Here is a 26,232-nt window from a genome sequence, read left to right on the forward strand (position 1 = left end):
TTTTATTTATAGTTCCAGCACGTGCGGCTCTAACCCTTTTGTATTCATTAAGCGTACACGATCGGGTTTGATGGCAAGAATGATGAGGTTTGGATCATCAGGACCTTCAAACCATCCTTCCAGATGCTCGTTCCACACTTTGTCGATCATTTCGCGATCGTCATTCAGTGACATGGTTCCTTCGATTTCTAAAAATGTATCGCCGACTCCTTCGCCTTCATAGCCCAAAAGAATGTGGGCATGCGGATTGGCTTCCAATTCATCAACTTTTTGTGTTTTTTTGCTGGTAGCAGTATAAAGTGTAAATTCATCGTTAAAAAAAGTCATATAACGCGAATGGGGTTTTTGTCCTTTTATCGTCGCTAAAGTCCCCACATAGCTGTCTTCTAAAATTTTTAACGCCGCTTTTTTTACATCTTCCTGATTCATCCATACCACTCCTTTTATGTTTGTACTTATCTATTCCTTTTTAAATCCGAACTAAACATAAAAGGCCTGCTTGGGCAGCAGGCCTTTAAACTTGTTCAACTATTTTCGGTGTCCGGTTAAACGCACTAGGGAGCACCATGCCGATCAGGATGATGAAAATTCCGCCGACTTGAAGTGTTGATAAGGTTTCGTTGAGGATCAGGACTGATGCAATGACCGCCACCGGCAATTCCATAGCACTCAAAATAGAAGCAAGCCCCGAGCCGACATGCGGCACTGCAACAGAAAAGAAGTAGATAGGCATAATGATTCCGAAAAAGCCCAGCAATAATCCATAAACCCATAGGCCTTCATTGAATAGCTGTCCGTTCCACACAATTTCAGGTGTTTGGAACAAGCCAACAACAATTGCTGCAAAAAGTGATACATAAAATAGACGGGCTGAAGTATCCATGCCTTCAATCTGTTTGCCGTTGACGAACATGAATGCTGAGAAACAAAAAGCCGCAGCCATTCCCCAAACCCAGCCTTGCCAAGGAATCCCGCTAAGATCTGTGCCGATGATGCCGGCTGCAAATAAAGTTCCGGCAAACAGCAGCACCAAAGAAAAAACTTCAGTCCGCTTCAGCCATCGGCGGTTGACGATGCAATCCAGGAACATGCCGATCCAAGTGAATTGGAACAGCAGCACAACAGCCAATGAAGCTGGCAGATAGTTGAGGGAATGTGCATAGACCATGCCGGTGGCAGCAGTAAAACTACCGGATAGCATCAAAATCTTCCATCCTTTAATCCCAGGCATTTTACGTTGCGTTGCAAAAAATAAAAGAGCCGCTAAGGCGAACCCTATAAAGTATTGGGCGGTCACTGCTTCTGCAGCAGTAAATCCATTTTTCATGGCCACTTTGATAATGGTCGAGAGAACTCCGTAACAGCTCGCTGCTATGACGACCATTAGTGGGTAAATCCAGTTTTTCATCTTCTTTCACTCCTGTTCAAACGAGAATCATAGCATAAAAAAACCGCTGAGGGTAGCCTCGGCGGTCTTTTTTGAAAGCATTCACTTTTACGAAAATTCATGCTGTTTACTCTGGGAATTTTTCTTCGCTGGATGAACTGTTCTTCGTTCCGCGCTTATCTTTTTCTTCCCGTTTTTCCTGCTTTAAATCTTCCATCGGAATAGAATCCACATTCATTTCTTCTTCATGCATTTCGGTGAGGGTCTTTTTATCGGTTTTGTACTGTTCAGGGTTATCCATGGGACCGCCGTCGCTTATGTTGCGGTCTTCCTCTTTAAATGGTCTTTTGTCTGACATGTATAGCACCTCTTCCTGATTGTATTACTCACTGTATTCCTTTTATAAAACCTTTTAAAACATAGAGTGGATGCGCACTTCCTGTTTAATTGCCTGATGAAAACCCGTTTGTTTCTTTTAGAGCAGCGTTGCAAGGAGCCAAAATCATCTTTACCGCCATGTGAAGTACAATAAATATGATAAAATGGAATCAGGGAACGAAAGGAGTTGCAAGATGAATACGAAATCAGCGATAACAGTAGGCGGTTTGAATTTCGAATGGAAGTTGGCTGAGGGCCGCTTTCTATTTGAAGGTCAGGAATCTGTTCTTTTTTGGACAGCATCAGCAATGAAAATGTTTTTTGATTCGATAGAAGAGATTGCCGGAAAAGACGCAGCGTATGTTGTGCTGGAAACAACAGGGTTTCGCCAGGGGCTTGTAGTGGGAGAATATTTCCAAGGGATGAAAGGTGTCTCCGTCGCAGAGGCTGCTGAATTGATCACCAATACATACGCCTCAGCAGGATGGGGATTGGCGGCAATTAGAGAGCTAGATGAAGAGGAACATACACTTGAAGTGCACTTGAAAAACAGCTGGGAACACACAATCAATGTGGCGCAAGAGAAGGAGCGGGGCGGAAGTTTCTTGCCTGCCCATTACGCAGGAATTTTTTCATCACTGTTCAAGCAAAATATTTGGTATAAAGTCGTTCATTATCAATTGGATGGTTTTCCAGAAACTGTCGTTCAGTATTTTCCATCAGAAGAGACTATCGAAAAGAATATCCATCAATTGTCCCGTTTGAAAGAAGCGGAAAAAATCAATGAGCTTGAACGATTAGTGGATGAAAAAACAAAAGAACTGAATGAAATGATCAAAGAAATCTCCTCTCCGCTCATTCCGGTTCTTGAAGATATCGTCGTCGTTCCCTTGCTGGGGACTTATGACGAGGCCCGTGCGGAAGAGCTGTTGGTGAAAACATTGCAGAACATGCCGAAACACAAAGCCAAGTACTTAATATTGGACTTGACGGGAATAAACACGAACTTTACACAGCATGCCGCAATGCTGATCGAGAAATTAGGCTCAACCGCATCGCTGATTGGTACACAAACCATTTTGGTGGGAATTTCAGCAGGAATGAGTATGACCATTACAGACTCAGCCATCAACTTATCGAAATTCCAATGCTTCCAAACTTTGCAGCATGGCATCCATTATGCCCTGGCGCAAAACGGGAGAAGCATTATGTAAGAAAAGCGCAAGCGCCCGTGTAGCTCTGCCGGGCATAAGACGCACTGGCGACGCGGCGTTACTTCAGCCGCACAGCCAACACGGCTTATGTCCCGAGGAGTTGGCCGATGAAGCTGGACAAAGAAGAAAAGCGCAAGCGCCGGTGTAGCTCTGCCGGGCATAAGACGCACTGGCGAAGCGGCGTTACTTCAGCCGCACAGCCAAAACGGCTTATGTCCCGAGGAGTTGGCCGATGAAGCTGGACAAAGAAGAAAAGCGCAAGCGCCTGTGTAGCTCTGCCGGGCATAAAATCCAAAGAAGAAACTGAAATTTTTAAACTCCAAATCAAAAGGCGTATTGGACCCAGTCCAATACGCCTTTTTTATAAGATGCCAACTTACTTGGCGGTTTTTACAATTTCAATAATGACCTGTGTGGCTTTTTCCATGTTTTCAGCAGAGATGAATTCGTATTTTCCGTGGTAGTTTTCACCGCCTGTGAAAATATTCGGTGTGGGCAATCCCATATAAGATAATTGAGAACCATCCGTACCGCCGCGCACGGGAACGATATTCGGTTCTATTCCCAAGGTGTTCATCGCACGCTCTGCAGTGTCGACGATTTCCATAACTGGTTCAATCTTTTCGCGCATATTATAGTATTGGTCTTCGATTTCCAAGTGGACAGCCTGTTCGCCGTACTGCTGCTGGAGTTTCTCGGCAACCGCCTGCATATGCCGCTTTTTATCTTCGAATTTCGCTTTATCGAAATCACGGATGATATAGGTCAATTCCGCCGTTTCAATGTTGCCGTTAAAGTTGTTCAAATGGATGAAGCCTTCATACCCCTCTGTCTGTTCAGGCACTTCGTCCTTTGGCATTTCCTCCTGGAATTGAATGGCGACCGTTTGGGCATTGACCATTTTGTCTTTTGCTGAGCCTGGATGCACGCTCTTGCCTTGAACGGTTAGTTTGCCGCTGGCTGCGTTAAAGCTTTCATACTGCAATTCGCCAAGAGGGCCGCCGTCCATGGTATAGGCATACTCAGCGCCAAAGCGTTCAACATCGAATTTATGGGGGCCGCGGCCGATTTCTTCGTCCGGTGTAAACGCCACACGAATTTTTCCATGTTCGATTTCGGGATGTGCATTCAAATATTCCATGGCTGTCATGATTTCGGCGATACCGGCTTTATTGTCTGCCCCAAGAAGTGTTGTGCCGTCTGTGGTAATCAGGGTATGACCTGCATAATTTTTCAAGGCAGGAAAATCCGACACAGTCATTGTGATGCTGTCATTCAACGGGATATCCTGTCCGTCATAATTGTCGATGCGCTTTGGGTTCACGTTCTTACCGGTAAAGTCTGTTGCGGTATCGACGTGCGCCAGGAAACCGATTACCGGGATATCCCGTTCGGTAGTGGCTGGCAGTGTACCGAATAGATACCCCGCGTCGTCCATGCCGACATCCGTCAGGCCGATAGCCTTCATTTCCTGTTCCAATTCACGCAACAAGTCCCATTGTCCCGCTGTAGAAGGTGTATTTTCACTATTTGCATCAGATTGCGTATCGATTTTTGCATAACGGACAAGCCGTTCGATTAACGTCTCTAACATATGTAATCCCCCTTGAATTCGTTCTATATAAGTTGAACTTTAGCATCATATATACGCCGCACCGGCACTAAGAGATTATCTAACTAACCCGGTGTAAGTTCATAGATTTTCACTAATTTCCTGATCGACTTGCGGCCTATGGACTATGAAACGCATCAGTTCAACTTATATAGTAGTATTTTAGCACGAAGCAGGAAAATGATGAAAATTCCAGTTTAAAAAAACGATGCCCGGGTTAGGGCATCGCTTCATCAATTTTGCTGTTTTGCTTTAACCGCATCGGCATGTGCGGCTTTTACTCGTTCCAGAAGCTCAGGTTCTGTCAGCAGGCGGTAACCGGTAGTGGCCAAGGCTTTGGCGCCTTTAATCAACGCATCATTGCCTTTCACTGATTTTGCGGCTTCGCGGAATTCGGCAGTATGGGCAACCAGACTTTCCGGACCGATTTTGATATACCCATGGGCAGTGGGTACTTCATAGCTGATATTGCCGGCATCTGTAGAGCCGAGGCCGGAGATGCGGGAATCAGCCACTGTTTCACCCAATGATTCAAGTTCGCTGCGGACAACGGCATCCAATGCTGGGGTGATGACCAAATCACGCACTTCATTCTGAAAGCGTTCGATTTTCACTGTCGCGCCAGTTGCAAGAGCAGCGCCTTCCGCAATAGCCCGAATTTTGCGGGCAGTATCGGATGTTTTCTTCCATGAATCTCCGCGGATATAGAAACGGGCAGAAGCGTATTCCGGAATGATATTCGGCGCATCGCCTCCATGAGTGATGATTCCATGAACCCGGGCATCCGATGGCAATTGCTGGCGCAGGGCATTGATGCTGTTGAACAGCTGCAGAACGGCATCCAAGGCATTGATGCCTTCTTCAGGAGATCCTGCCGCATGCGCTGGTTTTCCGTAAAAGTGAAATTCCAAAGGTTCGACCGCAAGAGAAGGTCCGGTGACAGCTGAATTTCCGGAAGGATGAAGCATCAACGCGGCGTCAATGCCTTCAAGCAACCCATGTTTAACAAAGCTGCCTTTGGCACTGCCATTCGGCCCTCCTTCTTCTGCAGGAGTTCCCAGGACGACCACGCGTCCGCCTGTTGAGTCTAAAGTTTCCGCCAATGCGATGGCCGCAGCAACGCTGGTTGTTCCAATGATATTGTGGCCGCAGGCATGGCCAATTCCGGGAAGTGCATCATACTCGGCAAGATAAGCAATTGTCGGTCCAGGACGGGCGCTTTCTTTGCTGGCAAAAAAAGAGGTGTAATGGCCGGCGACACTTTTGTCAACCTGAAACCCAGCTTCTTCAAGCCGTTTGATCAATAAAGAACTGGCGAAAATCTCTTGGTTGCCGATTTCCGGGTTTGCGTGGATCGCCTGGCTTGTTTCAATATAGGTTTCGCTCCGGGAATCGATGGACTGGGAAATGGACTGGGCTGCTTCCTTGATAAATGTCATTGGAACTCCTCCTAAGTTGAATTTGTTTTATTGGTAATCGACCAGTTCGTCAACTGTCACAACGGTAGGGATTTGACCACCTTTTGTATGTTCGATGATAAATTCAGCAGTGTCTTCTTCTTGATATAATTCAACGATTTTCAGGTAGGCTTCATTATCTGCCTCTTCAGCGTTTGCGGCAATCAAGTTGATATAAGGTTTCGCTGTTTCGCTTTCACGGGCAATCGGATCATCAGTCGGATTCAAGCCAGCATCCACTGCAACGCCGTTGTTGATGACCGAACCGGCAACATCTGGCATAGCGCGCGGCGTATGGCCGGATACCATCGGCATAATTTCAATGTTTTTTGGATTCTCGATAATGTCTTCTGCTGTGCCAGTAAGTCCGGCATCTTCAGAGAGCGTGATCAGTCCGGCTTCATCGAGCAATAGAAGGGCACGCCCCATGTTGGTCGCTTCATTCGGCATTGCGATTTGTGAACCTTCGGGAATTTCATCGATGGATTCATATTTATCGGAATATAAGCCCATCGGTGCAATGACGGTAGAACCGATCGGTACGATATCGATGTCGTGCTCTGTAACAAATTCATCGAAATAAGAAATGGTCTGAAAAGCATTCAAGTCGAGTTCGCCTTCGGCAAGCGCCAAGTTTGGTGCCACATAATCAGAGAACGTTTGGATTTCGAGGTCGATGCCTTCTTTTTCGGCTTTTTCGCCAATATAATCCCAGATGGTTGTATCGGAACCGCTGATGCCAAGTGTCACTTTCGTGTTGCCATCGGAACTGCTGTCGTCTCCGCAGGCTGCCAAAAGTAAGCCAGATAGTGAAAGTAATGCTGTCGCTGTAAGTTTTTTCATGAGTAATTCCTCCAGTTTTTTCTATGGTGTTTTTATTTTTTAGTTACGCCGTACCGTTCTTGACAATACATTTCCAAGGGATTGAACACCCTGCACCAGCACGACAAGAATCGCTACGGTAATGAACATGACGAGCGTATCGAAACGCTGATAGCCGTAAGTGATGGCCAAGTCGCCAAGCCCACCGCCTCCGATGGCGCCTGCCATGGCGGATGCACCGATCAAGCCGACCACTGCTATCGTCAATGCGAGAACCAAAGAGCTTAAAGCCTCGGGAATCAGGAAGCGGAAAATGATCTGCATCGGCGTGGCGCCCATCGCCTGAGCCGCTTCAATAACGCCTTTATCAACTTCCAATAAGGAGTTTTCAATCAGCCGTGCAATGTAGGGCCCGGCGTAAAAGACCAGTGGGACGATGGCGGCTGCGGTTCCGATGGACGTACCGACAATCAGGCGGGTCAATGGAATGATGGCAACCATTAAAATGATGAACGGAACCGAGCGGAAAATATTGATGACGATATTCAACACTTTGGAGACCGGTTCATTTTCCAGCAAATGGCCTTTGCGGGTGACCACCAGCAGGATGCCGAGCGGAAAGCCGATCAAAAGGGAAAAGCTGAATGCTGCGCCGGTCATGTAAATGGTTTCCCATAGAGCTTCTATGATTTGTTCGTAGTTAACTGACATAATTATTGACCTCCTCTATGTGGATATCGCTTTCTCGGATGGAGGACAAAGCCAATTCGATTTCACTGGGCTCGCCGGAAAATTCCACGATCAGGTTGCCATACGGGACGCCCTGCAGCTCAGTGATATTGCCGAACAGCACATTCAAGTCAACTTTGAAATCGCGTGATACTCGGGACATGAACGGTTTGCCGACGGAAGTGCCGGTAAACTGGAGGCGGTAGATGGCATTATCGCTTTCGGCTGCCTGAATTTGTGCCAGCAGCGAATCAGGAAGTTCGTCGTTCATGACGGAGCGGACAAACCGTTTGGTGGTTGGTTGCTGCGGATTCGAGAAAATATCGAAGACGCTGCCTTGCTCGATCACTTTCCCTGCTTCAAGCACAGCCACCTTGTCGCAGATTTCGCGGATGACGCCCATTTCGTGAGTGATGAGCAGAATGGTGATGTTGTATTCTTTATTGATTTTGCGAAGCAAGTCCAAAATCGATTTAGTCGTTTGCGGATCAAGTGCCGAAGTCGCTTCGTCGCATAGCAGAACAGATGGATTAGTGGCGAGCGCCCGGGCAATACCGATCCGTTGTTTTTGTCCGCCTGACAGCTGATCGGGGTATTTCTGTGCCTGGTCTGCAAGGCCGACAAAGTCGAGCAGGTCGGTTACCTGTTTTTCAATATCTGCTTTTGGTGTCTTAGCAAGCAAGAGCGGCATAGCGACGTTATGGTAAACCGTTTTTGAATTCAGCAAGTTGAAATGCTGGAAAATCATGCCGATATCTTTTCGGGTGGTGCGGATCTCTTTGCTGGATAAAGTGGATATATCTTTTCCTTGAATCAATACGCGTCCTGCAGAAGGACGTTCGAGCAGATTCACGGTGCGGATCAAAGAACTTTTTCCGGCTCCGCTAAAGCCGATGACTCCAAAAATTTCGCCGGTTTCGACGGTCAGGTCAATGCCGTTCAAGGCATGGATTTCCTGTTTTCCTGATTGATAGGTCTTGGCGACGCCTTCGAATTGAATCATGGTGATTGAACCTCCTCATGCTGTAATGGGTCTTATCAAATCGATGGAGTCTCACATTCTCCTGAGATAATGGACAAAAAAGAGCCTTCTTTTTTCTTATCCATAAGAAAAAAGAAGGCTCCAGTTGAAACCATCTAATTCTCATCTTCCAAATGCGTTAACGGCATTTGCAGGAGTTGGCACAGTTTTTGCGGTTAAACAAATCTGCTGCCGAAACGTCTCAGGGCCTGTCCCTCGGTTTCTCTTGATAAGAAAGTGATGTATGCTATTCGATTCGTGATTCTTACTTTATGGTGAAATAACAAAAATGTCAAGAAGAATTATGATATTTATTTCACAATCTTTTACATGAAAGCAATAATTAGTTTAACTCCTTTACTTTACAGGGGTTGATGGCTTCTTCTTAAAGATGGAGGATACTTTGCTCTCGCTTCCATTCTTTATTCGAATAATGTTTTCGCTATGCTTCCATACCGCCATTGCGAATAAAGCCAAGGCTGTCAGCAATGGCCATGGTCCAACAGCAGGACCGAAAGCAATCATAAAATAAACCGCGTAAAGCACTAGTACGCCAATGACCAAATAATCGGTGGCGAGCGAAACGCCGATGAGCAAGAGCAGTCCGACCAGTCCAAGTTTCCAATCGAGGGCCAGCATGACGCCAATTACAGAAGCCGTGCCTTTGCCGCCATTGAAATTCATATAGAACGGAAAGTTATGGCCGAAAATTACGCCGGCACCTGCGATGAATAGCAAAGTCCAGATCATTTCAGAAGAAAGACTGCTGGAATCCAGCAAAAGGCGTAAGCCTGCAACAGCAGCAAAGCCTTTGGAAATATCGATGAAAGCGACAAGCAAACCATATTTCCATCCCAGTACGATGGCTGCATTGGAAGCCCCGGAATTTTTTACACCTTCTTTTTTGACGTTGACCCCTGATAGAGCCTGAGCTGCAAGAGATCCATGAAAACAGCCGATTACATAGCAAATAATAAATAATAGCAACATCCAGATAAACATGCCAATTCCTCCTCTACCTTAAAAGATAACGTTTGAAACAGAACGAGGTTTCAAAATTTTTTGACTAATGGACTTGACAAATCGCGCTGAAATTTTTATACTTCTCAACAAGATGAAAAACCAAATCAAATACTCTTATCAAGAGTGGCGGAGGGATAGGCCCTGCGATGCCCGGCAACCAACAGACGCACATGTCTGGAAAGGTGCTAATTCCTACAGGATCGAACGACTGATTCTGACAGATGAGAGGAGGAAACTCCGTAATTTACGGCCCTCTTCTTAGCGAAGGGGGCTTTTTGCTGCTTTCTTTGACCGTTATGGATCAATAAAAAACAGGGGGAATGGAAAATGACGAATATGAAACCAGAAACTTTATTATTGCACGGGGGACAACAGCCAGATCCGACAACCGGATCCAGAGGGGTACCGGTTTATAAAACAACTTCCTATGTCTTTAAAGATACACAACATGCGCAGGATCTGTTCGGCTTGAAGGATACCGGCAATATCTACTCGCGCATCATGAATCCCACAGTCGATGTATTTGAACAACGGGTGGCATTATTGGAAGGCGGCACTGCTGCGGTTGCACTATCCTCCGGAATGGCGGCTATTGCATTTTCTGTTTTGAATATTGCAGAAGCTGGAGACGAAATCGTAGCGGACAGCAATCTTTATGGCGGTACGTACAATTTATTTGCCAACACATTGCCGCGTTATGGCATCAAGACAATATTTGTCGATGCGACAAACCCTGAAAACTTTAAAGCAGCCATTACAGATAAAACCAAAGCGTTATTTGGCGAAATTATCGGCAATCCAAGCTTGAATGTCTTTGACGTTGAGAAGGTAGCGGAAATCGCCCATGCGAATGGATTGCCGTTATTGATCGACAATACATTCGCTTCTCCATACGGCAGCAATCCGATCGAATTCGGTGCAGATGTGGTCATCCATTCCGCTACGAAATGGATTGGGGGACACGGCACGACAATCGGTGGCATCGCAGTAGATGCCGGGAAATTCAATTGGGACAATCCGCGCTTCCCGAATTACACAGAGCCGGATGAATCGTATCATGGTTTGCGTTACGGCATTGATGTGCCGGATGCAGCATTTGCGACAAAGCTTCGTGTGCAGCTGCTGCGGGATTTTGGACCTTCACTGAGTCCGGATAGTGCGCATGCTTTACTGCAGGGTCTTGAGACTTTGCATCTTCGCATCCCTAAACACAGCACCAATGCTCAAATTATTGCGGATTACTTAAAACAGCATCCGCAAATCGAATGGGTCAATTTCCTGGGTTTTGAAGATCACCCATCGCATCAATTGGCGAAAAAATATTTGAAGAATGATGGCTATGGTTCGATTGTCAATTTTGGCATAAAAGGCGGACGGGAAGCAGGCCGTAAAGTGATCGACAGCGTCAATCTTTGGTCGCATGTCGCAAACGTAGGAGACGCTAAATCATTGATTATCCACCCGGCTTCCACCACGCATCAGCAATTGAACAATGAAGAGTTGAAAGCATCGGGAGTAACGGAAGAGTTGATCCGTTTATCTGTCGGGTTGGAGAACGCTGAAGATTTGATTGCTGATTTGGAGCAGGCGATAAAGGCGGCAGTATTGGAAAAGGCATAAGGAGGGATTTTCATGAAGACAGTATCCATTGGCTCGTTAACCCTGGATTCAACTAAGACTATAGACAATGTAGAACTTGCATACGAACGTCATGGGGATGAAAAAGCTCCTGCTGTCCTGGTATGCCATGCATTGACAGGCGATCAATATGCAGTTGGCACAGACGGAGATCCAGGTTGGTGGGCAGGATTAATCGGACCAGGCAAGCCGGTGGATACAAATGTTTTTCAAGTGATCATCTTCAATGTACTAGGAGGGTGCCATGGATCCACAGGCCCATTATCGATAAATCCGGCAACTGGAGCTCCTTATCGTGCGGATTTCCCAACCTTGACGATACGTGATATGGTGCGGGCGGAGTATCATGCCTTAAAGAAACTGGGCATCAACCATCTCGTTGGAGTGGTAGGGGGTTCACTGGGAGGAATGAAAACTCTGGAATGGGGTAAATTGTATCCGGACTTTGTCGATGCAGTTTTTCCGTTGGCCGTGACTCCGTATTACAGTGATTATGGCGTAGCTTTTAACCACATCGGTATTTTGGCAATAGAGAATGATAAAGAATTCGACAGCGGTAATTATGAGGATTCGTCTCTGCTGAAAGGGTTCGAAGTAGCCAGAATGGCAGGGATGGTCACTTACCGCAGCGGCAATATGTTTAACCAGCGTTTTGGACGCATCAATGATGGCGATGAATTCAACGTACAGTCCTATTTGAATTACCAAGGGAAAAAACTGGCAGACCGTTTTGATGCCAACAGCTATGTGCTGTTGCTGAAAGCAATGAATACACATGATATTCAGGAGGCTATCCTGGAAGTTCCCGTCTATTCCTTATCATTTACGCATGATCTGCTTTACCCAAGTGAACTGATGGTTCCGTGGCTTGAAAAGCAGAAGGATGCGACCTGGGAAATCATCGAAACGGATTTTGGCCATGACGGTTTTCTGGTGGAGTTTGAAAAATGGGGCGGTTTTATCGAAGAAAAACTGAAACGTCTTTTGGTGCCTGAGCTCACACGTTAAAAGTTCGATTTAAAAAGCATCTGAGCGGGACTGCAGTCCCCGCTCAGATGCTTTTTTTCAGTCTTCGTCTTTAATATCCACATCGTCTGGTATAGGAATGGCGCGCCATTCCTCCAGCGCTTGCTTAGCCTGCTCCAATTGTTGGAAATGCGTTCCGAATTGAGAGGTGTTGATCATGTATTGCTCCCCATCATGGACTGCGCGGATACGGCCTTCCAATACATAACGATTGACTTGTTCTTCAGGCATCGATAAGAATGCGGCAGTTTCCTGGACTGTCATATACATAGGATCTCCTCCTCCATTCTTTTCTTTTATTATAATGGAAGAAGACAGCTATCTCAAACCATTCGCGTCATGGTATGTTAAGGGGAAAAGTCCGGAAATAGGAGTGTTGATGTTGAATTATATGGCGTATCTATTAGTTTTGCTGGCTGCTATTTTATGGGGGACGACTGGGACCGCTCAATCTTTTTTTGATGGCCCTGCACATCCGTTGTCAATTGGCGCATTCCGCTTAGCGATAGGCGGTTTTTCATTGTTGGTTTTTGTTCTTGCTACAAAAAAGTTATCGGTCCAGACGATTCCCTGGCCGGCTGCACTCCTTTCAGCCCTGAGTATGGCGCTGTTTCAGCCCTTGTTCTTTTCATCTGTCCAATTGACCGGGATTGCAATTGGAACTGTTGTAGCCATCGGCAGTGCTCCTGTGTTGACGGGAATGATTGAATGGGTGGCTTTGAAAAAAAAGCCCGATAGAGTTTGGGTGATTGCCACCGTGCTGGCTTTGATTGGGTGTGTGCTGTTATTTGCCAATAGAGGCCAACAACTGGTGGATCCAGTAGGTATTGCCATGGCATTAGGGGCTGGTTTTTCTTTTGCTGTTTATGCCCTTGTCAGCAAAAATGTACTCCAGCGTATGGAAACCGTCTCCGCTGTAGCGGTGATTTTTTCACTGAGTGCCTGTTGTCTGCTGCCTTTTCTGCTGTTATTTGACCTTTCCTACGTAACCGCACCCGGAAACTTATCGCTCCTACTCTATTTGGGGATTGGAGCGACAAGCTTATCGTATATCCTTTTTTCTTTTGGATTAAAACAGATTCCATCTTCTTCTGCTGTGACCTTGTCGTTAGCGGAACCGCTGACCGCAGCTATTTTGGGTGTTCTGGTAGTTGGAGAAGTGCTGAGTGGCCTTTCCTGGAGCGGAGTAGGGCTTCTCCTCGGCGGCATATTGGTATTGACCATCGGCAAGAGACAGCGGCTAACTGCTCCGCAAGGGCTTAAATGATCTTCGGATTCATGTATTGTCTTTTTGGAGTTTAACTGAGCCAAGGGAAGGGCATAGTAACTAGGATATAAAAAAACAAAAAGGAGTTGTGTGTATGAACGAAGTGGGTAATTCTTTTAGAGGTGTCGGAAATACAATCATTGACTACATTCCAAACGTTTTAGGGGCATTATTATTATTATTGATTGCATGGGTTGTAGCGACAATTGTACGGGCGATTTTCACAAAAGGATTGAAAAAAGCAGGGGCAGACAGAGCGATGGTCAGAGGCCATATGGCAAAAACAAAAGAAGACGCAGACAGTAAATTGGATTCCATCGGGAAAATCCTGTATTACTTAATCTTCATTTTGTTTATTCCGAGCGTCTTGCAGGCATTGAATATGCACCAAGTAGCACAACCGATTTCAAATATGATGGACAAATTGCTGGCATTCCTGCCGAATCTTCTGATGGCCATCATTATTGTAGTCATTGGCTATTTTGTAGCCAAGTTTGTGAAAAATCTTGTATTCAGCCTTTTGACCGCGGTGAATATTGATAAATGGTTCAATAAATTCACCAGCAAACCGGGCAGTACATCAACAGGAACAAAAAGAATGGATGCGGGTGACAAATCGACCTTAGCGAATGTTTTAGCGAATGTGGTCTTCGTCATCGTCTTGATCCCAATTCTGACGATTGCACTGGAAACCTTGAACATCCAGTCTATTTCTGAGCCGATTGTCAATATGCTCAACCAGGTTCTGAACATGATTCCGAATATCTTTGTCGCAATCATCTTGATTTTGGCAGGGGTTCTGATTGCTAAATTCATAGGTGATCTGTTGATCAGCCTGTTGAATGGCACAGGGATCAACCGTTTCTCGACTTACCTGAACCCTGACAAAACCAAATCGCCAAGCTTCGATATCGCGAATATCATCGGCAAGGTAGTGCAAGCGATCATCATCATCTTCTTTACAGTAGAAGCGATGAACGTATTGCAGCTTGATGTGTTGAATGGAATCGGTGAAGCCATCATCGGATACCTGCCATTGCTCATCAGCTCATTGATCATTCTGGGTCTTGGATTGATCGGAGGCAGCTTGCTTGGAAACTACATCAAACAAGCTTCCGGCAACCGTTTCCTGGGAGCCATCGTCAAATACGCCATCATCATCATTGCCGTATTCATGACGCTTGACCAATTGAATTTCGCAACAAATATCGTTAACCTGGCATTCTTATTCATCATCGCTGGACTTGCAGTGGCATTCGCGATCTCCTTCGGTATAGGTGGACGTGAATTCGCTAAACGCCAGCTTGAAAACCTTGAAAAGAAAATGCAAAAAGAGAACGATAAACCAAATCTATAAAACCATCATAGAAATCCCTTTAGGCAGATCTTGCCTAAAGGGATTTTATATTTTTTTAGATTTCTGTATAAATATTCGTTTCGATGATAAAAAGGGAATTTTTTCAACTGAATTAAAGGAATATGAAGGTATATCAAAATACAAAAAAATTTTTAGTGAATTTAATGAAGTGTATGATCTATCCATTACAGTCCCATATTTTAAGTAAGTGAGCTTAACAAAAGTGCTTTAAATAGGTAAAATATGCTATCGATATAGTATTTTAAATAATTAAAAAATTCAGTTGACTTGATTTTATGCAAACGGTTACAATCAAAGGAGTTATTAACTATATAATATTTAGAAGGGAGAGTATTTTATACAACTGAGTGAACGCTCAGTTGGGAGGGATCAGGCTAGAAACTAAGATGAAATGGGGGATACGATGAAAGCGTACAAAAAAGAAGTTCAGTTTACAGTCTGGATGACAGTCGCCTTTATTTTAGTGGGAAATGTAGGATTGATTTTTTCCATCTTTCCGGTAGATGCCATGTTATTCGGCTTTCCGGTCATGTACATTGTGCCGATTCTGATGGGGTGGTTTGGTGTATTCTTCCTTACCATTGTAGCGGGCAAGATCGGCAATCGTATTGACGATGAAATTGATAGTGAAAACGACGCGCTCGGAGTTTCCGACGAAGTAAAGGATGTGTAGATGATGGAAGCACAAAACTGGCAATTATCCAATCCGATTCTTGGTTTAGCGGTTGTGGGAGCGACGTTTTTATTATTCTATATCGTCGGATTCATCTCCAACCGGAAAAGTGCATCGGCAAAAGACCTTTACATAGGCGGCGGAAACGTTGGGGCCTTCACCAATGGGTTGGCGATGGCATCAACTTATATGAGCCTGGCAACTTTCCTTGGCATCACGGCATTGATTCTGCAGCTGCAGGTCCCATTCATTATGTTGTGGATCCAATTGATCTTGGCAATTCCATTGATTACAATCATCTACGGAACAAGCCTGCGCCGTATGGGCGCTTTCTCTCCTACGCATTTTATCCGCGACAGATATGGAGTGACGGCTTCCATCATTGCCGCTCTATTCATGATTTTGGTTTCAATCATGTATGCGCTGGGTCAGATGATTGGAATCGCCATTACGTTTGAAACATTACTGGGAATTCCTTATTTAACAGGACTCTTTGTTTTTGGAATTATTATTGTCGGCTATATTACAATCGGCGGCATGGCGGGAGCGACAAACAACGCTGCGATTCAAATGGTCATTATCGCTTTGATGTTTATCATCCCGCTTGGCGCCATCATGAAAGCAGTAGGAGCAGACGGATGGTATTTCCCACCGTTGTTCTATTCGGACATGGTTCCGGCAATGCTGGAGTCTTTGCCTACATTCTTTGATTACCAGTTCTCGCCGAAATGGTATTTCTCCATTATTCCGGCTTTGACAATCGGAGCATTGGGGCTGCCGCACTTGGCGATGCGTGTCTATACGGCATCCAATCTGAAAAGTGCACGCTCGGCAATGGTCTGGTTCGCCTTTATTCTTGGATTGGTGTTCTCAGCAACTTACGCAATGGGCTTTGTCGGTGTTTATGCGACAGCTACTCAAGGGCTGACGATTTCAGAGGGGGATGCTGATAAATTAACCATCATCCTCAATTTGGTCTATAACCCGGAATGGGTGACTGCACTTGTTATCGCTGGGGCCATTTCAGCGGGACTTTCAACTTTAAGCGGGAATTTATTGGCGATCGGTGCCTTAATTTCCCAGGATATCATCGCTACCTTAAAGCCGAATATCCCTCAGCGTCTGAGCCTTCGGATTGGCTTCATCGCCATTTTTGCAGGTGGATTGGTCAGTATCTTGCTGGCGATCCAACCACCGGCTTTCCTGGTCGTCAGTATCCTATGGGCTTTCGGTTTAGCGGGAGTCACGAATGCACCACTAATTATAGTTGGGGTTTGGTGGAAAGAGGCCAATAAATTCGGTGCCATAGTGGCTTCTGTCGTTGGTGGTGCCATCTACATCATCGTGTCGCCATTCGTTTTCCCGAGCATCGTATTGACGGGGCACGGCGTTACCGATGGAATGGGCTTATCCGGCGCGATGCTTGCTGTACCGATCAGCTTTATCCTGTTGATCGTCGTTTCTTATATCACCAACCGTATGCCGGGTCTTCAAAGTAAATTGACCAAGCAATCGGATATTGAATTGATCGAACGCATCCACGGATGGAAGGACATCAAATCGTATCGTTACAACAGTACGGTAGGTGCCGGAATTACGGTAGTGGTTTCTGCTGCTGTTGCAATCTGGGCTTTGATGCCTTGGGGGATGTAGGGAATGAAAGAAAGGGTGAGTAAAATGGTCGGAAAAATGGTTGCTTTAAATGATTCATCTTTTCGGTCATTTTTAGAATTGCCGAAAACCCAATGGGTGAGCAATCTGCTATTGCTCATCGTTGGTTTGGGCTATGGCGCGATTTCAATCGCGTCAAATGCCTCATACATAGCAAGTTTCGATTCGGCTTTGCTGCAAAACTTCATTGTTCCGGCAATTTTCATCCTTTTTGGGCTGCTGATGGCGTTCATTACAAAAATAGGCCTGGCGCTGCTGCTTTGGGCAGGCTCAAAGGGTCTTGGCGGGAAAGGGGTGCTGCGGGACATCAATCGCGTGGCGCCGGTTGCTTTGCTGCCTGGTCTTCTGGGAGCGCCCTACCTTGCGGATGCAGGAAATGGCCATCCGCTGGTCTATGTGCTGCTGGCGATCGGCCTCATCTGGATGTACTTGGTCTGCGTTAAAATCATTAAAACCACGCAGAATTTCTCAACTAAGAAAGCTTACCTGGCGACGTTGGCAGCATTCGTTTTTTTAGCGAGTGTCTACTACCTGATTATCCCGCCAGCATGAAGATAAAACGATTGGAGGCTATCATATGGAATTCAAGGATTTAATTGCTCCAGAACAGTATAATATCACTTTGGAACTTGAGAAATACAAAGAAGAAAGCGACCGATTGGCGATTCGGTGGCTGGACAGTGAAGGCAACCGGGAAGATCTTTCATATAAAGAGCTGGTCGGCAAAATGAATCAATATGCGCAGGCTTTGCTGAAACTGGGCATTGGTAAAGGAGATCGGATGCTGATTATCCTACCCCGGATTCCGGAAGCTTATATTACGTATTTGGCCTGCCTCCGTGCTGGAATTGTAGCCATTCCTTGTTCGGAAATGCTCCGAAAGAAAGATTTAACTTACCGGATGCACCATTCTGGGGCTAAAGGAATTGTTGCACATTATAAAACTACTGCGGAAACCAACTCCATTGATGAAGACTTGGACGCACTGAACAATAAGTTGATCATCGGTGGGACAGAAGATGGCTGGCAGTCTTTCGAGGAGCTGGCAGAAAAAGAATCAACGGAATTCGAAGCTGTGCCGACTCACCGCGAAGACATGGCTTTCCTTTCTTATACATCCGGCACTACCGGAAATCCAAAAGGCGTCGTGCATGTCCATGGCTGGGGCTATGCACATGTACGGACTGCAGCGACAAAATGGTTGGGTGTACAAAGCGGGGACATGGTGTGGGCAACTGCAGCTCCAGGCTGGCAAAAGTGGATCTGGAGTCCATTCCTGTCGACGATTACACTCGGAGCAACGGCTTTCGTCTATAACGGGCCATTCGATGCGTTGAAATACCTGGATCTATTGAAGGAAGAAAATATCAATGTCTTATGCTGTACGCCGACAGAATACCGCATCATGGCAAAAGTGGAGAATTTGAATTCCTACAAGCTGCCGGCATTAAGGTCAGCGGTATCTGCTGGAGAACCTCTGAACCGGCAGGTCATCGAGGCATTCCAACAGGCATTTAATATCAATGTCCGTGATGGTTATGGACAGACAGAAAACACCTTGCTTGTCGGAACGCTTCAGGATATGGAAGTGAAGGCCGGATCGATGGGCAAACCGACTCCAGGAAATCCGGTGGATATCATCAATGATGAAGGACAACCGACAGCGGTCGGGGAAGTGGGGGATATTGCCGTGCACCGTGATTGTCCGGCATTGTTCCGGGAGTATTACCGGGATCCTGAACGGACGAAAGCGTCGTTCAGAGGGGATTGGTATCTGACAGGGGACCAGGCAACGCGCGATGAAGATGGCTATTTCTGGTTTGAAGGGCGAAGTGATGACATCATCATCAGTTCTGGATATACAATCGGGCCTTTTGAAGTTGAAGATGCGCTCATGAAGCATGCAGCTATCCAGGAATGCGCAGTCGTAGCCGCTCCGGATGAAATTCGCGGCAATATTGTTAAAGCCTATGTCGTGCTTCGCAATCCGGACGAGTTCCAGGATAAAGAAGCTTTAGTGAAACAGCTGCAGGACCATGTCAAGGAAATTACCGCACCTTATAAATATCCACGGGTCATCGAGTTTTTGGATGAACTGCCGAAAACGGCTTCGGGCAAAATCCGCCGCGTGGAACTGCGAAAATTAAATGTGTAAAAAGAAAAGCGGAAGCGCCCATGTAGCTCTGCCGGGCATAAGCCAGACCAGCAGAGTGGCGCTCTTTGCCACGGCGCTGGGTTGGCTTATGCCCCAAAGAGTTGGGCGCTGAAGTCTAGATACTGAAAGAACAGCTGAAAAATTATATTTCGCTAATTGAAAAAGCCGGACAGCGTATAAACTGTCCGGCTTTTTTGTGTTTTTATTTAGGAGGAGAAATCAGCTTATGCTGGAAGGCATAAATGACCGCTTGGGTCCGGTCGTGGACCTCTAGCTTTGCCAGGATGTTGCTGACATGGGTCTTGACGGTTTTCAGGGCGATGAACAATTTATCGGCAATTTCCTGGTTGGTCAAACCGCAAGCCAGCAACAGGAGGATTTCCATTTCGCGTTCGGTCAAATCGTCGTGAAGGACACGTTCGTGGCGCATCTGCTTCATCATTTTGGTCATGACTTCGGGTTCGAGAACCGGGGTGCCGTTCATGGTTTCACGAATAGAGTCGGCGATCCGTGACGCTTTTGATGTTTTTAATATGTAGCTGACTGCTCCCGCCTGAAGAGCCGGGTAGACTTTGTCATCATCCAGAAAACTGGTGACAATCATGATTTTCGCTTCCGGCCACTGGTCGATGATGGCTTTTGTCGCTTCTGCACCATTCATGACGGGCATCACCATGTCCATTAAAATCAGATCGGGGCGCAGTTCCAATGCCATTTCAACCGCCTCCTGGCCGTTTGCCGCTTCCCCGGCAACCTCCATATCCTTTTGGGACTGCAAGTAGGCAGAGACACCGATGCGCACCATTTCATGGTCATCCACTAATAAGATTCGAATCATGGGTTTTCTTCCTTTCAATCGGAACTTTTACTTCCACAATCGTACCTTCAGAAGGCACGGAAACGATTTTGCTGGTCGCACCGATTTCAATGGCGCGTTCTTCTATATGTTTTAGGCCGTAGGAAGTCGATTTGGATTGTTCGCTTTCAAAGCCGACGCCATTATCCTGAATGCGCAGGATCGCGAAGTTATCACGCTCAACAAACAGGATATGAACCTCGGTCGCTTTGGAGTGGCGCAATGTATTTGATAATGTTTCCTGTGCAATGCGGAACAGATGGTCTTCGGCCCCTTTTTGCAATGGCACCTCTTCCAACTTATGCTCGATTGTAAAATAGACTTTTTCCTTCAGTTCACTGACCAACTCGAACAATCCCTGACGCAGGCTCTTATCGTGCAGGGCAGCGGGACGCAAATGCAGCAGCAGTGCACGCATCTCCAGTTGGGCCTGCTGGACCATCTTCTCGGTCTGGAGCAGTCCTGGCTGCGCGTCTCCACTTTCGGTCATGGAAGACAACAGCATGGAAGCAGCGAACAATTGCTGGGAAACCGAGTCGTGGAGCTCTCTTGCCAGACGCTGGCGTTCCATGATCAAGCGCTCCTGGATGATTTGGTCCTGTGTTTCCGCACGTTCATTGGCAATGCGGGTCAAGCTTTTGCGCTGTGACTCCAGAAGCTTCTGCAATTTCAGGATGGAGCTGGATAAATTACGCGGCAGGGTTTTCATTTGGGCAGCCTGGACAACGGTCTGGTCTTCATTGCGCAAGAGTGCCTGGAAAATCTCTTCAATTTCCTGTACCTTTGAACGGGACAAGGATTCGGTCCACCAGGAGATGCCGACAGACAAAGCAAGCATCAGAACAAGCAGCCAAATACCAAGGGGCAGGCCAGCGATGAAATCTTCCCAAAGGACAGACCAGCTGTTGACTGTCGGCAAGCCGAGTAAGGCAAAAAGGATGCTGAACACGATCAAGGCGAAAAGGGAAATGAAAAATAGGCTGCGCGGCAAAATCTGTCTCATCTGCGGATCACCTCGACATCTCCCATCCAAGTGGTCAGGGAAATAATCAATTCGGCTTTATTGCCGGTGTCCGCTGGGTAGCCATCTTCTGCGTGGACTGTGCCGTTAAGAATCCGTTGGTTGGTCCCGTTGAAAAAACGGGCTTCTCCCAACAAAGTCGAATAGAAGACCCTTACAGGGATTTCATAGGGAACAACGACTTGGACTTTTCCAAAGCCTTGCCGTATGGAAATCAATGAGGTCTTTTTCGGCAACACGGTTTGAGTGGTATCCACCAGGATATCACCGATAAACCCCTGGACATGAATGTCTTTCCACTCATAAGATTCAATGGGTGTGCTCTGTGCGGCCATGACTTTGTTTTGGATCAGGCCCTTATCTGTAGAGCCGTGAAGCGGTGCAGTCTGCAGCCATTCTTCCCCTTTCCACAACCGGATCAGGAGGTAGATGGCAAGCCCGAAGACCATCAGCCGCAGGCTCCACATCGACAGAATGGAAACCCCAATAAGGAAGGCGCCTGTCCAAAAATAAGAACGGCGGTATTTTACGTTATTTCGTAGCGCATAGTAAATGGTTCCGATACCAAGAAGGATCAAAAACACACTGCCGTTTCCGAAAAAGGCAGCTTCCACGAAGATCAATAATAAAGCGCTCAATAGAAAAAACGCTTGTCTGTTTGTTGTAAAATGCTGCATGGCTTTTGCCTCCTTCTTTGTATCAGAAAAAATGAGAAGAAGAAAAGCTTCTTCTCATTTCAGTTTAAACAATTTCTTTTTGGTTTGCGCTATTTTTTTCTAAAGATTCCAAGCGGCGTTCCATTGCTGAATGCTCATGGCGTTCTTCGACTTTAGCGCCAAGCGTCGTAATATAGGACGCCATGTCGTCAAATGAGCCGATGCGTTCAGCGACAAGTTCCGGGCTCAGTATTTTATCCATCTGATGATGGGCGCGCGTTGCATTTTCCTTGCCCATCAATTGCAGCTGCTTCACTTTCATGTCTTTCACTTTGTGCTTCATTTCCTCGTAGCGGTGTTCCAGGCCAGTCAGTTCAGCAATATTTTCATCCAGGTTGTTCTGCAGCGCCGAAACGCGGGCAGCATAAGCCTCGACTTCCATGGCGGCAAAATCAGCGAGATCGGCTTCGCCTGAAGACTGTGCCAATTCCAGCTGGTTTTGGCGCTTGTCGAGCATAGCAGAAGCTTCAGCCAATTCCTTCTCCAGTTTACCATTCAGCTGTGCCTGGCGCTCCACCCATTTTCCTGTAGCTGCCGTCTGGTTTTCTGCTTCTGTGATATAGCGGTTCAATAATGCAAGTGGATTTTTTTCCTCTTTCTTAGCGACGACGGCATCCAGGTCGGTTGCGACGGCAAATTTGAAACGGTCCCATAAAGTTGTCATATTCGTTTCCTCCTTATTTGGTCAATTTGTTCCATTGCTGTTCAAAGTTCGTGAATGGATCGCTTTCTTTTACGGCTGCGACTGAAACGCTTTGGCCATTCCATGCGCGGTAGATCATCCACAATCCGGCGATTGCAGCAACGCCGATCAATGCCGGCACATTCGAGATGGCTGCAAGTCCTCCAAGTACGCCGACGAAAGCCCACCAGAATTTAGCCAAGGCCGAGATGCTTCTTAAGTAATAATGCACCCCTGCGTATACGACTAATAGGGATACGGCCAATCCAATGATGGGTCCCAAATTGGAAAGTGCGACGATTCCGGCGATGATGCCGAGGGTGGTTAACCAAAATTTGTTCATCTTGTTTCCTCCTCTCAATTTCTACCCTAATCATACTAAGCGGGCGCATTTTCCAATACGGTCTCTGACTGCATCTTTTACTAGGTCCTGAGGCGTAGAAGCATCTACATCCGACTTTCAGGAGTTCTGCTGCGAAAGATTGGCAGATGGAATGCTATAATAATTTTCACGATACAAGTTGAACTGAAGAAACTGGCTTTTAACTAATGCATTGAGAACAATGAACTTTGTATATGGTCCATCTTATAAAGAAGAAAGAGGCGTTTTTCTATGAAAATACTGACGGGCATTGGCGGTGCCTTATTAATCTATACCGGGCTTATTGCTTATCTCGGCTGGGCAGTCTACAGCTGGATGAACAGTTTTGTGGATGGTGCCAATCCTTGGTTCTTTGCGGTTCTCTGGCTGATTTTCGCCTACAGTTATGTCATCGGGCGGATCGGCCATAAATGGCTTGGCTTTACGATTCTCGGTTCGTATTGGTTCGCTTTTTTGCAGTATGCGATTCTACTGATACCCGTGGCGAATCTCATCGTGCTGATGGTAAATTTTAGAGACGATGTGTTTTTCATCGGATCGGCAACGGGCATCATTTTGCTTGCGATCTTCATTGTCGGCACTTATTTGGCCTATAGCCCGGTTGTCCGTAAGTTGGAGCTCACAGTGGAAGGGCAAGAGGCAGAGCCGCTGCATATGGTTATCGGTTCTGATTTCCATCTGGGTGTTTTATCAGGCAAAAGGCATTTGCGGCGTTTTGTTGAAAAAACCAACTCGCTTGAGCCGGATGTTGTGTTTTTAGCAGGAGACCTGGTGGATGACGATCCGATTTGGTATGCGCGTTATGGCATGTCAGAAGTGATGGAGCAGTTGAACCCATCTCTTGGCGTCTATGGCGTTTTGGGCAATCATGAGTATTACGGCAAAAAAATCCCGTTATTGGTGCGGATGATGGAAAAATCAGGTGTGAATATCTTAAGAGATGAAACTATTCTGATCGCGAATCGTTTTTATTTGACGGGGCGTGAAGACCGGACCAACGGGAAACGGCGTCCGCTGTCTCAGCTGAAGCCGCAAAAAGGGAAGCTGCCCTGGATTGTGATGGACCATACCCCTTCCGATCTGAAGATGCCGGTCGAGTTAGGTGCGGCCTTTCATATGTCTGGGCACACCCACAAAGGCCAGATGTGGCCAAACCATCTATTGACGAAGCGAATTTTTGAGTTGGATTACGGCTACCGTCTAATTAAGAAAACGCATTTTTTGGTGTCTTCAGGATTCGGCTTCTGGGGACCGCCATTGCGGATTGGAAGCCGTTCAGAGTTGTGGTCGGTCAAGATGAATTTCCGGCCAACTTCGTAAGAGGAGTGTTTACATGGAAGATTGGATTACTTCAGTCATGTCAGATTATGGCTACTTTGGAATTTTCCTGCTCATCATGTTGGAAAACGTATTTCCGCCGATTCCGTCGGAAGTGATTTTGACGGTCGGTGGATTTATGACGACAACGACTGAAATGACGATACCGGGAGTAGTACTGGCATCCACTGCCGGATCAGTCCTTGGAGCAGTTATTTTGTATGGCGTCGGTTTATTGCTGGATGTTGAGCGGCTGGAAAAGATCATCGACAAATATGGCAATTGGCTGCGTGTAAAGAAGGAAGATATCTACAAAGCGGACGCTTGGTTTGATCGCTTTGGTGTTTGGACTGTGTTCTTTGGCCGCTTGGTCCCATTGCTCCGCAGCTTGATTTCCATTCCTGCCGGGATGTCGAATATGAAGTTCTGGTTATTCATAAGCTTCACCACTCTCGGCACCTTGCTGTGGAATACGGTGTTGGTGTTTGTCGGTGAAGCAGTCGGAGAAAATCGGGAGCAGATCATGCGGCAATTGGAGCTTTACTCCAACGCGGTCTATGCATTGATTGGGCTGGGCGCCATCGTGGCTATCTGGTATTACATCAAAAAAATAAGAACGCGTGACTAACAGGAAACTGCTGGCAATTGCCGGCAGTTTTTTAAATTGTTATAATAATGGGATAATAGAGGATGGAGGGTTTCTATGAAGCCGATCGTATTCATTACGCAAAAGTTGCCGGACCAGGCAGTAGTTGAATTAGAAGAATTATATGAAGTCCGGATGTGGGCGGATGAAGACACCCCTGCGCCGCGCGAAAAATTACTGGAAGAAGCGAAAGAGGCACATGCGCTTTGGACCATGCTGTCCGACCAAGTAGACAATGAGGTGTTTGAAGCGGCACCCAATTTGAAAATCGTCAGTAACCTGGCAGTTGGCTATAACAATATCGACTTGGAGGCTGCCAGAAAACATGGCGTGACCGTCACCAATACACCGGACGTCTTAACGGAATCCACAGCAGACCTGACCTTTGCCTTAATGTTGGCAACCGCCCGCAGAATCATTGAAGCAGAAAAAACGGTTCGTTCAGGGGAATGGAAATCTTGGACGCCGATGGGGATGACTGGCCAGAACGTTGCTGGTGCCACGCTTGGCATCATTGGAATGGGACGGATCGGTGAAGCCGTGGCCAGGCGAGCCCACGGTTTTGGTATGGATGTCCTGTATCACAACCGTACGCGCCGGAGTTTGGAAGATGTACGTTATGCCGAATTTGAGGAGCTATTGAAGGTTTCGGATTATGTCGTGATTCTGACGCCGTTGACGCCTGAAACAGAAGGGATGATCGGAGCGGACGAGCTGGCCTTGATGAAAGAAACGGCCTGTTTGATCAATGTCGCCAGAGGAGGCATCGTCGATGAAATGGCTTTGTATGAAGCATTGAAAGAAAACAAACTTTGGGGTGCTGGCCTCGATGTGTTTGAACAGGAACCGGTGCCGTTGGACCATCCCTTATTGACGCTGCCGAATGTGACAGTGCTGCCGCATATCGGCAGTGCCACTGTTCAAACCCGTCTTGAAATGATGGCTTTGAATGCCGAAGCAATCAAGGCGTGCCTGGAAAATAAATCAGTGAAAAATAGAGTCTGCTGAGTGAGGCAGGAAAAGGCAGCTGACGTTCAGTTGCCTTTTTTGAAATGTAAGAACCGCCTGCCGGTTGGATCTAAACGGGGCAAGGTGGCCCTTCTGCAATGGGATATAGAGCATAGCGCAAGGCATCAACTTGGGCCCTGCACTTTTCCAGCT

The 26,232-nt window shown here is 46.6% G+C and carries 27 protein-coding genes and 2 riboswitches; of the genes, 12 read left to right on the forward strand and 15 right to left on the reverse strand.

Annotated features, from left to right (window positions below):
* Positions 1 to 6: 6 nt before the first annotated feature.
* The 3 genes from K8U60_RS12550 to K8U60_RS12560 form a co-directional block, all read right to left on the reverse strand.
* A complete protein-coding gene (locus tag K8U60_RS12550; protein ID WP_223639785.1) occupies positions 7 to 429 on the reverse strand; it encodes a pyridoxamine 5'-phosphate oxidase family protein in 423 nt (140 codons plus the stop codon).
* An 85-nt stretch (positions 430 to 514) separates the two neighbouring features.
* Positions 515 to 1,408 (reverse strand): EamA family transporter, encoded by an 894-nt coding sequence (locus tag K8U60_RS12555; protein WP_223639788.1) that lies wholly within the window; start codon positions 1,406 to 1,408, stop codon positions 515 to 517.
* Positions 1,409 to 1,514: 106 nt separating this feature from the next.
* The gene (locus K8U60_RS12560) at positions 1,515 to 1,745 is read right to left on the reverse strand and encodes a hypothetical protein (protein WP_223639791.1); all 231 of its coding nucleotides are present in this window, start codon (positions 1,743 to 1,745) and stop codon (positions 1,515 to 1,517) included.
* Between the two features lie 214 nt (positions 1,746 to 1,959).
* On the opposite strand from K8U60_RS12560, the gene K8U60_RS12565 reads away from it, so the two are divergent.
* Positions 1,960 to 2,979 carry an STAS domain-containing protein gene (locus tag K8U60_RS12565; protein WP_223639794.1) on the forward strand — a complete coding sequence of 340 codons (1,020 nt, stop codon included), beginning with the start codon at positions 1,960 to 1,962 and terminating at the stop codon, positions 2,977 to 2,979.
* Between the two features lie 376 nt (positions 2,980 to 3,355).
* On the opposite strand, the gene pepT is transcribed toward K8U60_RS12565, so the two are convergent.
* The 6 genes from pepT to K8U60_RS12595 form a co-directional block, all read right to left on the reverse strand.
* Complete coding sequence (gene pepT, locus K8U60_RS12570) at positions 3,356 to 4,573, reverse strand: peptidase T (RefSeq protein ID WP_223639796.1); 1,218 nt, start codon at positions 4,571 to 4,573, stop codon at positions 3,356 to 3,358.
* A 251-nt stretch (positions 4,574 to 4,824) separates the two neighbouring features.
* Positions 4,825 to 6,030 carry a M20 family metallopeptidase gene (locus tag K8U60_RS12575; RefSeq protein WP_223639799.1) on the reverse strand — a complete coding sequence of 402 codons (1,206 nt, stop codon included), beginning with the start codon at positions 6,028 to 6,030 and terminating at the stop codon, positions 4,825 to 4,827.
* Between the two features lie 27 nt (positions 6,031 to 6,057).
* Positions 6,058 to 6,891 carry a MetQ/NlpA family ABC transporter substrate-binding protein gene (locus K8U60_RS12580; protein ID WP_223639802.1) on the reverse strand — a complete coding sequence of 278 codons (834 nt, stop codon included), beginning with the start codon at positions 6,889 to 6,891 and terminating at the stop codon, positions 6,058 to 6,060.
* Between the two features lie 39 nt (positions 6,892 to 6,930).
* Complete coding sequence (locus tag K8U60_RS12585) at positions 6,931 to 7,581, reverse strand: methionine ABC transporter permease (protein ID WP_223639805.1); 651 nt, start codon at positions 7,579 to 7,581, stop codon at positions 6,931 to 6,933.
* Entirely contained in the window at positions 7,571 to 8,602 is a 1,032-nt protein-coding gene (locus K8U60_RS12590) for a methionine ABC transporter ATP-binding protein (protein ID WP_223639808.1), read from the reverse strand. Before K8U60_RS12590 ends, K8U60_RS12585 begins: the two co-directional genes overlap by 11 nt.
* Before the next feature lie 138 nt (positions 8,603 to 8,740).
* Positions 8,741 to 8,856, reverse strand: a riboswitch (SAM riboswitch).
* A 121-nt stretch (positions 8,857 to 8,977) separates the two neighbouring features.
* A complete protein-coding gene (locus K8U60_RS12595) occupies positions 8,978 to 9,622 on the reverse strand; it encodes a glycerol-3-phosphate acyltransferase (protein ID WP_223639811.1) in 645 nt (214 codons plus the stop codon).
* Positions 9,623 to 9,754: 132 nt separating this feature from the next.
* Positions 9,755 to 9,871: riboswitch (SAM riboswitch) on the forward strand.
* 99 nt (positions 9,872 to 9,970) lie between these two features.
* Between K8U60_RS12595 and K8U60_RS12600 the strand changes: the two genes are divergently transcribed.
* Entirely contained in the window at positions 9,971 to 11,263 is a 1,293-nt protein-coding gene (locus tag K8U60_RS12600) for an O-acetylhomoserine aminocarboxypropyltransferase/cysteine synthase family protein (protein WP_223639813.1), read from the forward strand.
* 12 nt (positions 11,264 to 11,275) lie between these two features.
* Positions 11,276 to 12,289 (forward strand): homoserine O-acetyltransferase MetX, encoded by a 1,014-nt coding sequence (gene metX, locus K8U60_RS12605; RefSeq protein WP_223639816.1) that lies wholly within the window; start codon positions 11,276 to 11,278, stop codon positions 12,287 to 12,289.
* A gap of 57 nt (positions 12,290 to 12,346) precedes the next feature.
* Here metX and K8U60_RS12610 read toward each other — a convergent pair whose 3' ends face one another.
* Entirely contained in the window at positions 12,347 to 12,577 is a 231-nt protein-coding gene (locus K8U60_RS12610) for a helix-turn-helix domain-containing protein (protein WP_215098966.1), read from the reverse strand.
* A 109-nt stretch (positions 12,578 to 12,686) separates the two neighbouring features.
* Here K8U60_RS12610 and K8U60_RS12615 point away from each other — a divergent pair, with 109 nt between their 5' ends.
* The 6 genes from K8U60_RS12615 to mbcS all read left to right on the forward strand — a co-directional run bounded on the left by K8U60_RS12615 (position 12,687) and on the right by mbcS (position 19,451).
* Positions 12,687 to 13,574, forward strand: a complete 888-nt coding sequence (locus tag K8U60_RS12615; RefSeq protein ID WP_223639819.1) for a DMT family transporter — start codon at positions 12,687 to 12,689, stop codon at positions 13,572 to 13,574.
* Between the two features lie 94 nt (positions 13,575 to 13,668).
* On the forward strand, positions 13,669 to 14,931 hold the full coding sequence (locus K8U60_RS12620) for a mechanosensitive ion channel (RefSeq protein ID WP_223639822.1): 1,263 nt from the start codon (positions 13,669 to 13,671) through the stop codon (positions 14,929 to 14,931).
* A 424-nt stretch (positions 14,932 to 15,355) separates the two neighbouring features.
* Positions 15,356 to 15,625 carry a hypothetical protein gene (locus tag K8U60_RS12625; protein WP_223639825.1) on the forward strand — a complete coding sequence of 90 codons (270 nt, stop codon included), beginning with the start codon at positions 15,356 to 15,358 and terminating at the stop codon, positions 15,623 to 15,625.
* Entirely contained in the window at positions 15,626 to 17,278 is a 1,653-nt protein-coding gene (locus K8U60_RS12630) for a solute symporter family protein (protein ID WP_223639828.1), read from the forward strand. It begins immediately after the preceding gene.
* A gap of 3 nt (positions 17,279 to 17,281) precedes the next feature.
* Positions 17,282 to 17,848, forward strand: a complete 567-nt coding sequence (locus K8U60_RS12635) for a Yip1 family protein (protein ID WP_223639831.1) — start codon at positions 17,282 to 17,284, stop codon at positions 17,846 to 17,848.
* A gap of 25 nt (positions 17,849 to 17,873) precedes the next feature.
* Positions 17,874 to 19,451 (forward strand): acyl-CoA synthetase MbcS, encoded by a 1,578-nt coding sequence (mbcS, locus tag K8U60_RS12640; RefSeq protein WP_223639849.1) that lies wholly within the window; start codon positions 17,874 to 17,876, stop codon positions 19,449 to 19,451.
* 202 nt (positions 19,452 to 19,653) lie between these two features.
* On the opposite strand, the gene K8U60_RS12645 is transcribed toward mbcS, so the two are convergent.
* The 5 genes from K8U60_RS12645 to K8U60_RS12665 all read right to left on the reverse strand — a co-directional run bounded on the left by K8U60_RS12645 (position 19,654) and on the right by K8U60_RS12665 (position 23,069).
* On the reverse strand, positions 19,654 to 20,289 hold the full coding sequence (locus K8U60_RS12645) for a response regulator transcription factor (protein WP_223639852.1): 636 nt from the start codon (positions 20,287 to 20,289) through the stop codon (positions 19,654 to 19,656).
* A complete protein-coding gene (locus tag K8U60_RS12650) occupies positions 20,264 to 21,310 on the reverse strand; it encodes a sensor histidine kinase (protein WP_223639855.1) in 1,047 nt (348 codons plus the stop codon). The genes K8U60_RS12645 and K8U60_RS12650 overlap by 26 nt, the downstream gene beginning before the upstream one ends.
* Positions 21,307 to 22,005, reverse strand: coding sequence for a cell wall-active antibiotics response protein LiaF (gene liaF / locus K8U60_RS12655; protein WP_223639872.1), 699 nt, complete (start codon positions 22,003 to 22,005; stop codon positions 21,307 to 21,309). The genes K8U60_RS12650 and liaF overlap by 4 nt, the downstream gene beginning before the upstream one ends.
* Before the next feature lie 64 nt (positions 22,006 to 22,069).
* Positions 22,070 to 22,708, reverse strand: a complete 639-nt coding sequence (locus K8U60_RS12660) for a PspA/IM30 family protein (protein ID WP_223639875.1) — start codon at positions 22,706 to 22,708, stop codon at positions 22,070 to 22,072.
* A 13-nt stretch (positions 22,709 to 22,721) separates the two neighbouring features.
* Positions 22,722 to 23,069, reverse strand: a complete 348-nt coding sequence (locus K8U60_RS12665) for a lmo0954 family membrane protein (protein WP_223639878.1) — start codon at positions 23,067 to 23,069, stop codon at positions 22,722 to 22,724.
* 270 nt (positions 23,070 to 23,339) lie between these two features.
* Here K8U60_RS12665 and K8U60_RS12670 point away from each other — a divergent pair, with 270 nt between their 5' ends.
* From K8U60_RS12670 to K8U60_RS12680, 3 genes are all read left to right on the forward strand, one after another.
* Positions 23,340 to 24,428: a metallophosphoesterase gene (locus K8U60_RS12670; RefSeq protein WP_223639896.1), complete on the forward strand. Its 1,089-nt coding sequence runs from the start codon at positions 23,340 to 23,342 to the stop codon at positions 24,426 to 24,428.
* Positions 24,429 to 24,441: 13 nt separating this feature from the next.
* Positions 24,442 to 25,053 (forward strand): DedA family protein, encoded by a 612-nt coding sequence (locus tag K8U60_RS12675; protein WP_223639899.1) that lies wholly within the window; start codon positions 24,442 to 24,444, stop codon positions 25,051 to 25,053.
* A 75-nt stretch (positions 25,054 to 25,128) separates the two neighbouring features.
* Positions 25,129 to 26,079 carry a 2-hydroxyacid dehydrogenase gene (locus K8U60_RS12680; RefSeq protein ID WP_223639902.1) on the forward strand — a complete coding sequence of 317 codons (951 nt, stop codon included), beginning with the start codon at positions 25,129 to 25,131 and terminating at the stop codon, positions 26,077 to 26,079.
* The last annotated feature ends 153 nt before the right edge of the window (positions 26,080 to 26,232 follow it).

Origin of the sequence: Planococcus circulans, assembly GCF_020023385.1 — a bacterium.
In the GTDB taxonomy this organism is placed as follows: Bacteria; Bacillota; Bacilli; order Bacillales_A; family Planococcaceae; genus Planococcus.

Bases quoted from the DNA above. Each gene is read 5' to 3' on its own strand.
- K8U60_RS12645 (WP_223639852.1), bottom strand. From the start codon at position 20,289: ATGATTCGAATCTTATTAGTGGATGACCATGAAATGGTGCGCATCGGT.
- K8U60_RS12550 (WP_223639785.1), bottom strand. From the start codon at position 429: ATGAATCAGGAAGATGTAAAAAAAGCGGCGTTAAAAATTTTAGAAGAC.
- K8U60_RS12665 (WP_223639878.1), bottom strand. From the start codon at position 23,069: ATGAACAAATTTTGGTTAACCACCCTCGGCATCATCGCCGGAATCGTC.
- K8U60_RS12610 (WP_215098966.1), bottom strand. From the start codon at position 12,577: ATGTATATGACAGTCCAGGAAACTGCCGCATTCTTATCGATGCCTGAA.
- K8U60_RS12590 (WP_223639808.1), bottom strand. From the start codon at position 8,602: ATGATTCAATTCGAAGGCGTCGCCAAGACCTATCAATCAGGAAAACAG.
- K8U60_RS12620 (WP_223639822.1), top strand. From the start codon at position 13,669: ATGAACGAAGTGGGTAATTCTTTTAGAGGTGTCGGAAATACAATCATT.
- liaF (WP_223639872.1), bottom strand. From the start codon at position 22,005: ATGCAGCATTTTACAACAAACAGACAAGCGTTTTTTCTATTGAGCGCT.
- K8U60_RS12675 (WP_223639899.1), top strand. From the start codon at position 24,442: ATGGAAGATTGGATTACTTCAGTCATGTCAGATTATGGCTACTTTGGA.
- K8U60_RS12630 (WP_223639828.1), top strand. From the start codon at position 15,626: ATGATGGAAGCACAAAACTGGCAATTATCCAATCCGATTCTTGGTTTA.
- K8U60_RS12680 (WP_223639902.1), top strand. From the start codon at position 25,129: ATGAAGCCGATCGTATTCATTACGCAAAAGTTGCCGGACCAGGCAGTA.
- K8U60_RS12585 (WP_223639805.1), bottom strand. From the start codon at position 7,581: ATGTCAGTTAACTACGAACAAATCATAGAAGCTCTATGGGAAACCATT.
- K8U60_RS12555 (WP_223639788.1), bottom strand. From the start codon at position 1,408: ATGAAAAACTGGATTTACCCACTAATGGTCGTCATAGCAGCGAGCTGT.
- K8U60_RS12635 (WP_223639831.1), top strand. From the start codon at position 17,282: ATGAAAGAAAGGGTGAGTAAAATGGTCGGAAAAATGGTTGCTTTAAAT.
- K8U60_RS12600 (WP_223639813.1), top strand. From the start codon at position 9,971: ATGACGAATATGAAACCAGAAACTTTATTATTGCACGGGGGACAACAG.
- K8U60_RS12670 (WP_223639896.1), top strand. From the start codon at position 23,340: ATGAAAATACTGACGGGCATTGGCGGTGCCTTATTAATCTATACCGGG.
- K8U60_RS12575 (WP_223639799.1), bottom strand. From the start codon at position 6,030: ATGACATTTATCAAGGAAGCAGCCCAGTCCATTTCCCAGTCCATCGAT.
- K8U60_RS12615 (WP_223639819.1), top strand. From the start codon at position 12,687: ATGTTGAATTATATGGCGTATCTATTAGTTTTGCTGGCTGCTATTTTA.
- K8U60_RS12625 (WP_223639825.1), top strand. From the start codon at position 15,356: ATGAAAGCGTACAAAAAAGAAGTTCAGTTTACAGTCTGGATGACAGTC.
- K8U60_RS12650 (WP_223639855.1), bottom strand. From the start codon at position 21,310: ATGAGACAGATTTTGCCGCGCAGCCTATTTTTCATTTCCCTTTTCGCC.
- K8U60_RS12660 (WP_223639875.1), bottom strand. From the start codon at position 22,708: ATGACAACTTTATGGGACCGTTTCAAATTTGCCGTCGCAACCGACCTG.
- K8U60_RS12565 (WP_223639794.1), top strand. From the start codon at position 1,960: ATGAATACGAAATCAGCGATAACAGTAGGCGGTTTGAATTTCGAATGG.
- pepT (WP_223639796.1), bottom strand. From the start codon at position 4,573: ATGTTAGAGACGTTAATCGAACGGCTTGTCCGTTATGCAAAAATCGAT.
- mbcS (WP_223639849.1), top strand. From the start codon at position 17,874: ATGGAATTCAAGGATTTAATTGCTCCAGAACAGTATAATATCACTTTG.
- metX (WP_223639816.1), top strand. From the start codon at position 11,276: ATGAAGACAGTATCCATTGGCTCGTTAACCCTGGATTCAACTAAGACT.
- K8U60_RS12595 (WP_223639811.1), bottom strand. From the start codon at position 9,622: ATGTTTATCTGGATGTTGCTATTATTTATTATTTGCTATGTAATCGGC.
- K8U60_RS12560 (WP_223639791.1), bottom strand. From the start codon at position 1,745: ATGTCAGACAAAAGACCATTTAAAGAGGAAGACCGCAACATAAGCGAC.
- K8U60_RS12580 (WP_223639802.1), bottom strand. From the start codon at position 6,891: ATGAAAAAACTTACAGCGACAGCATTACTTTCACTATCTGGCTTACTT.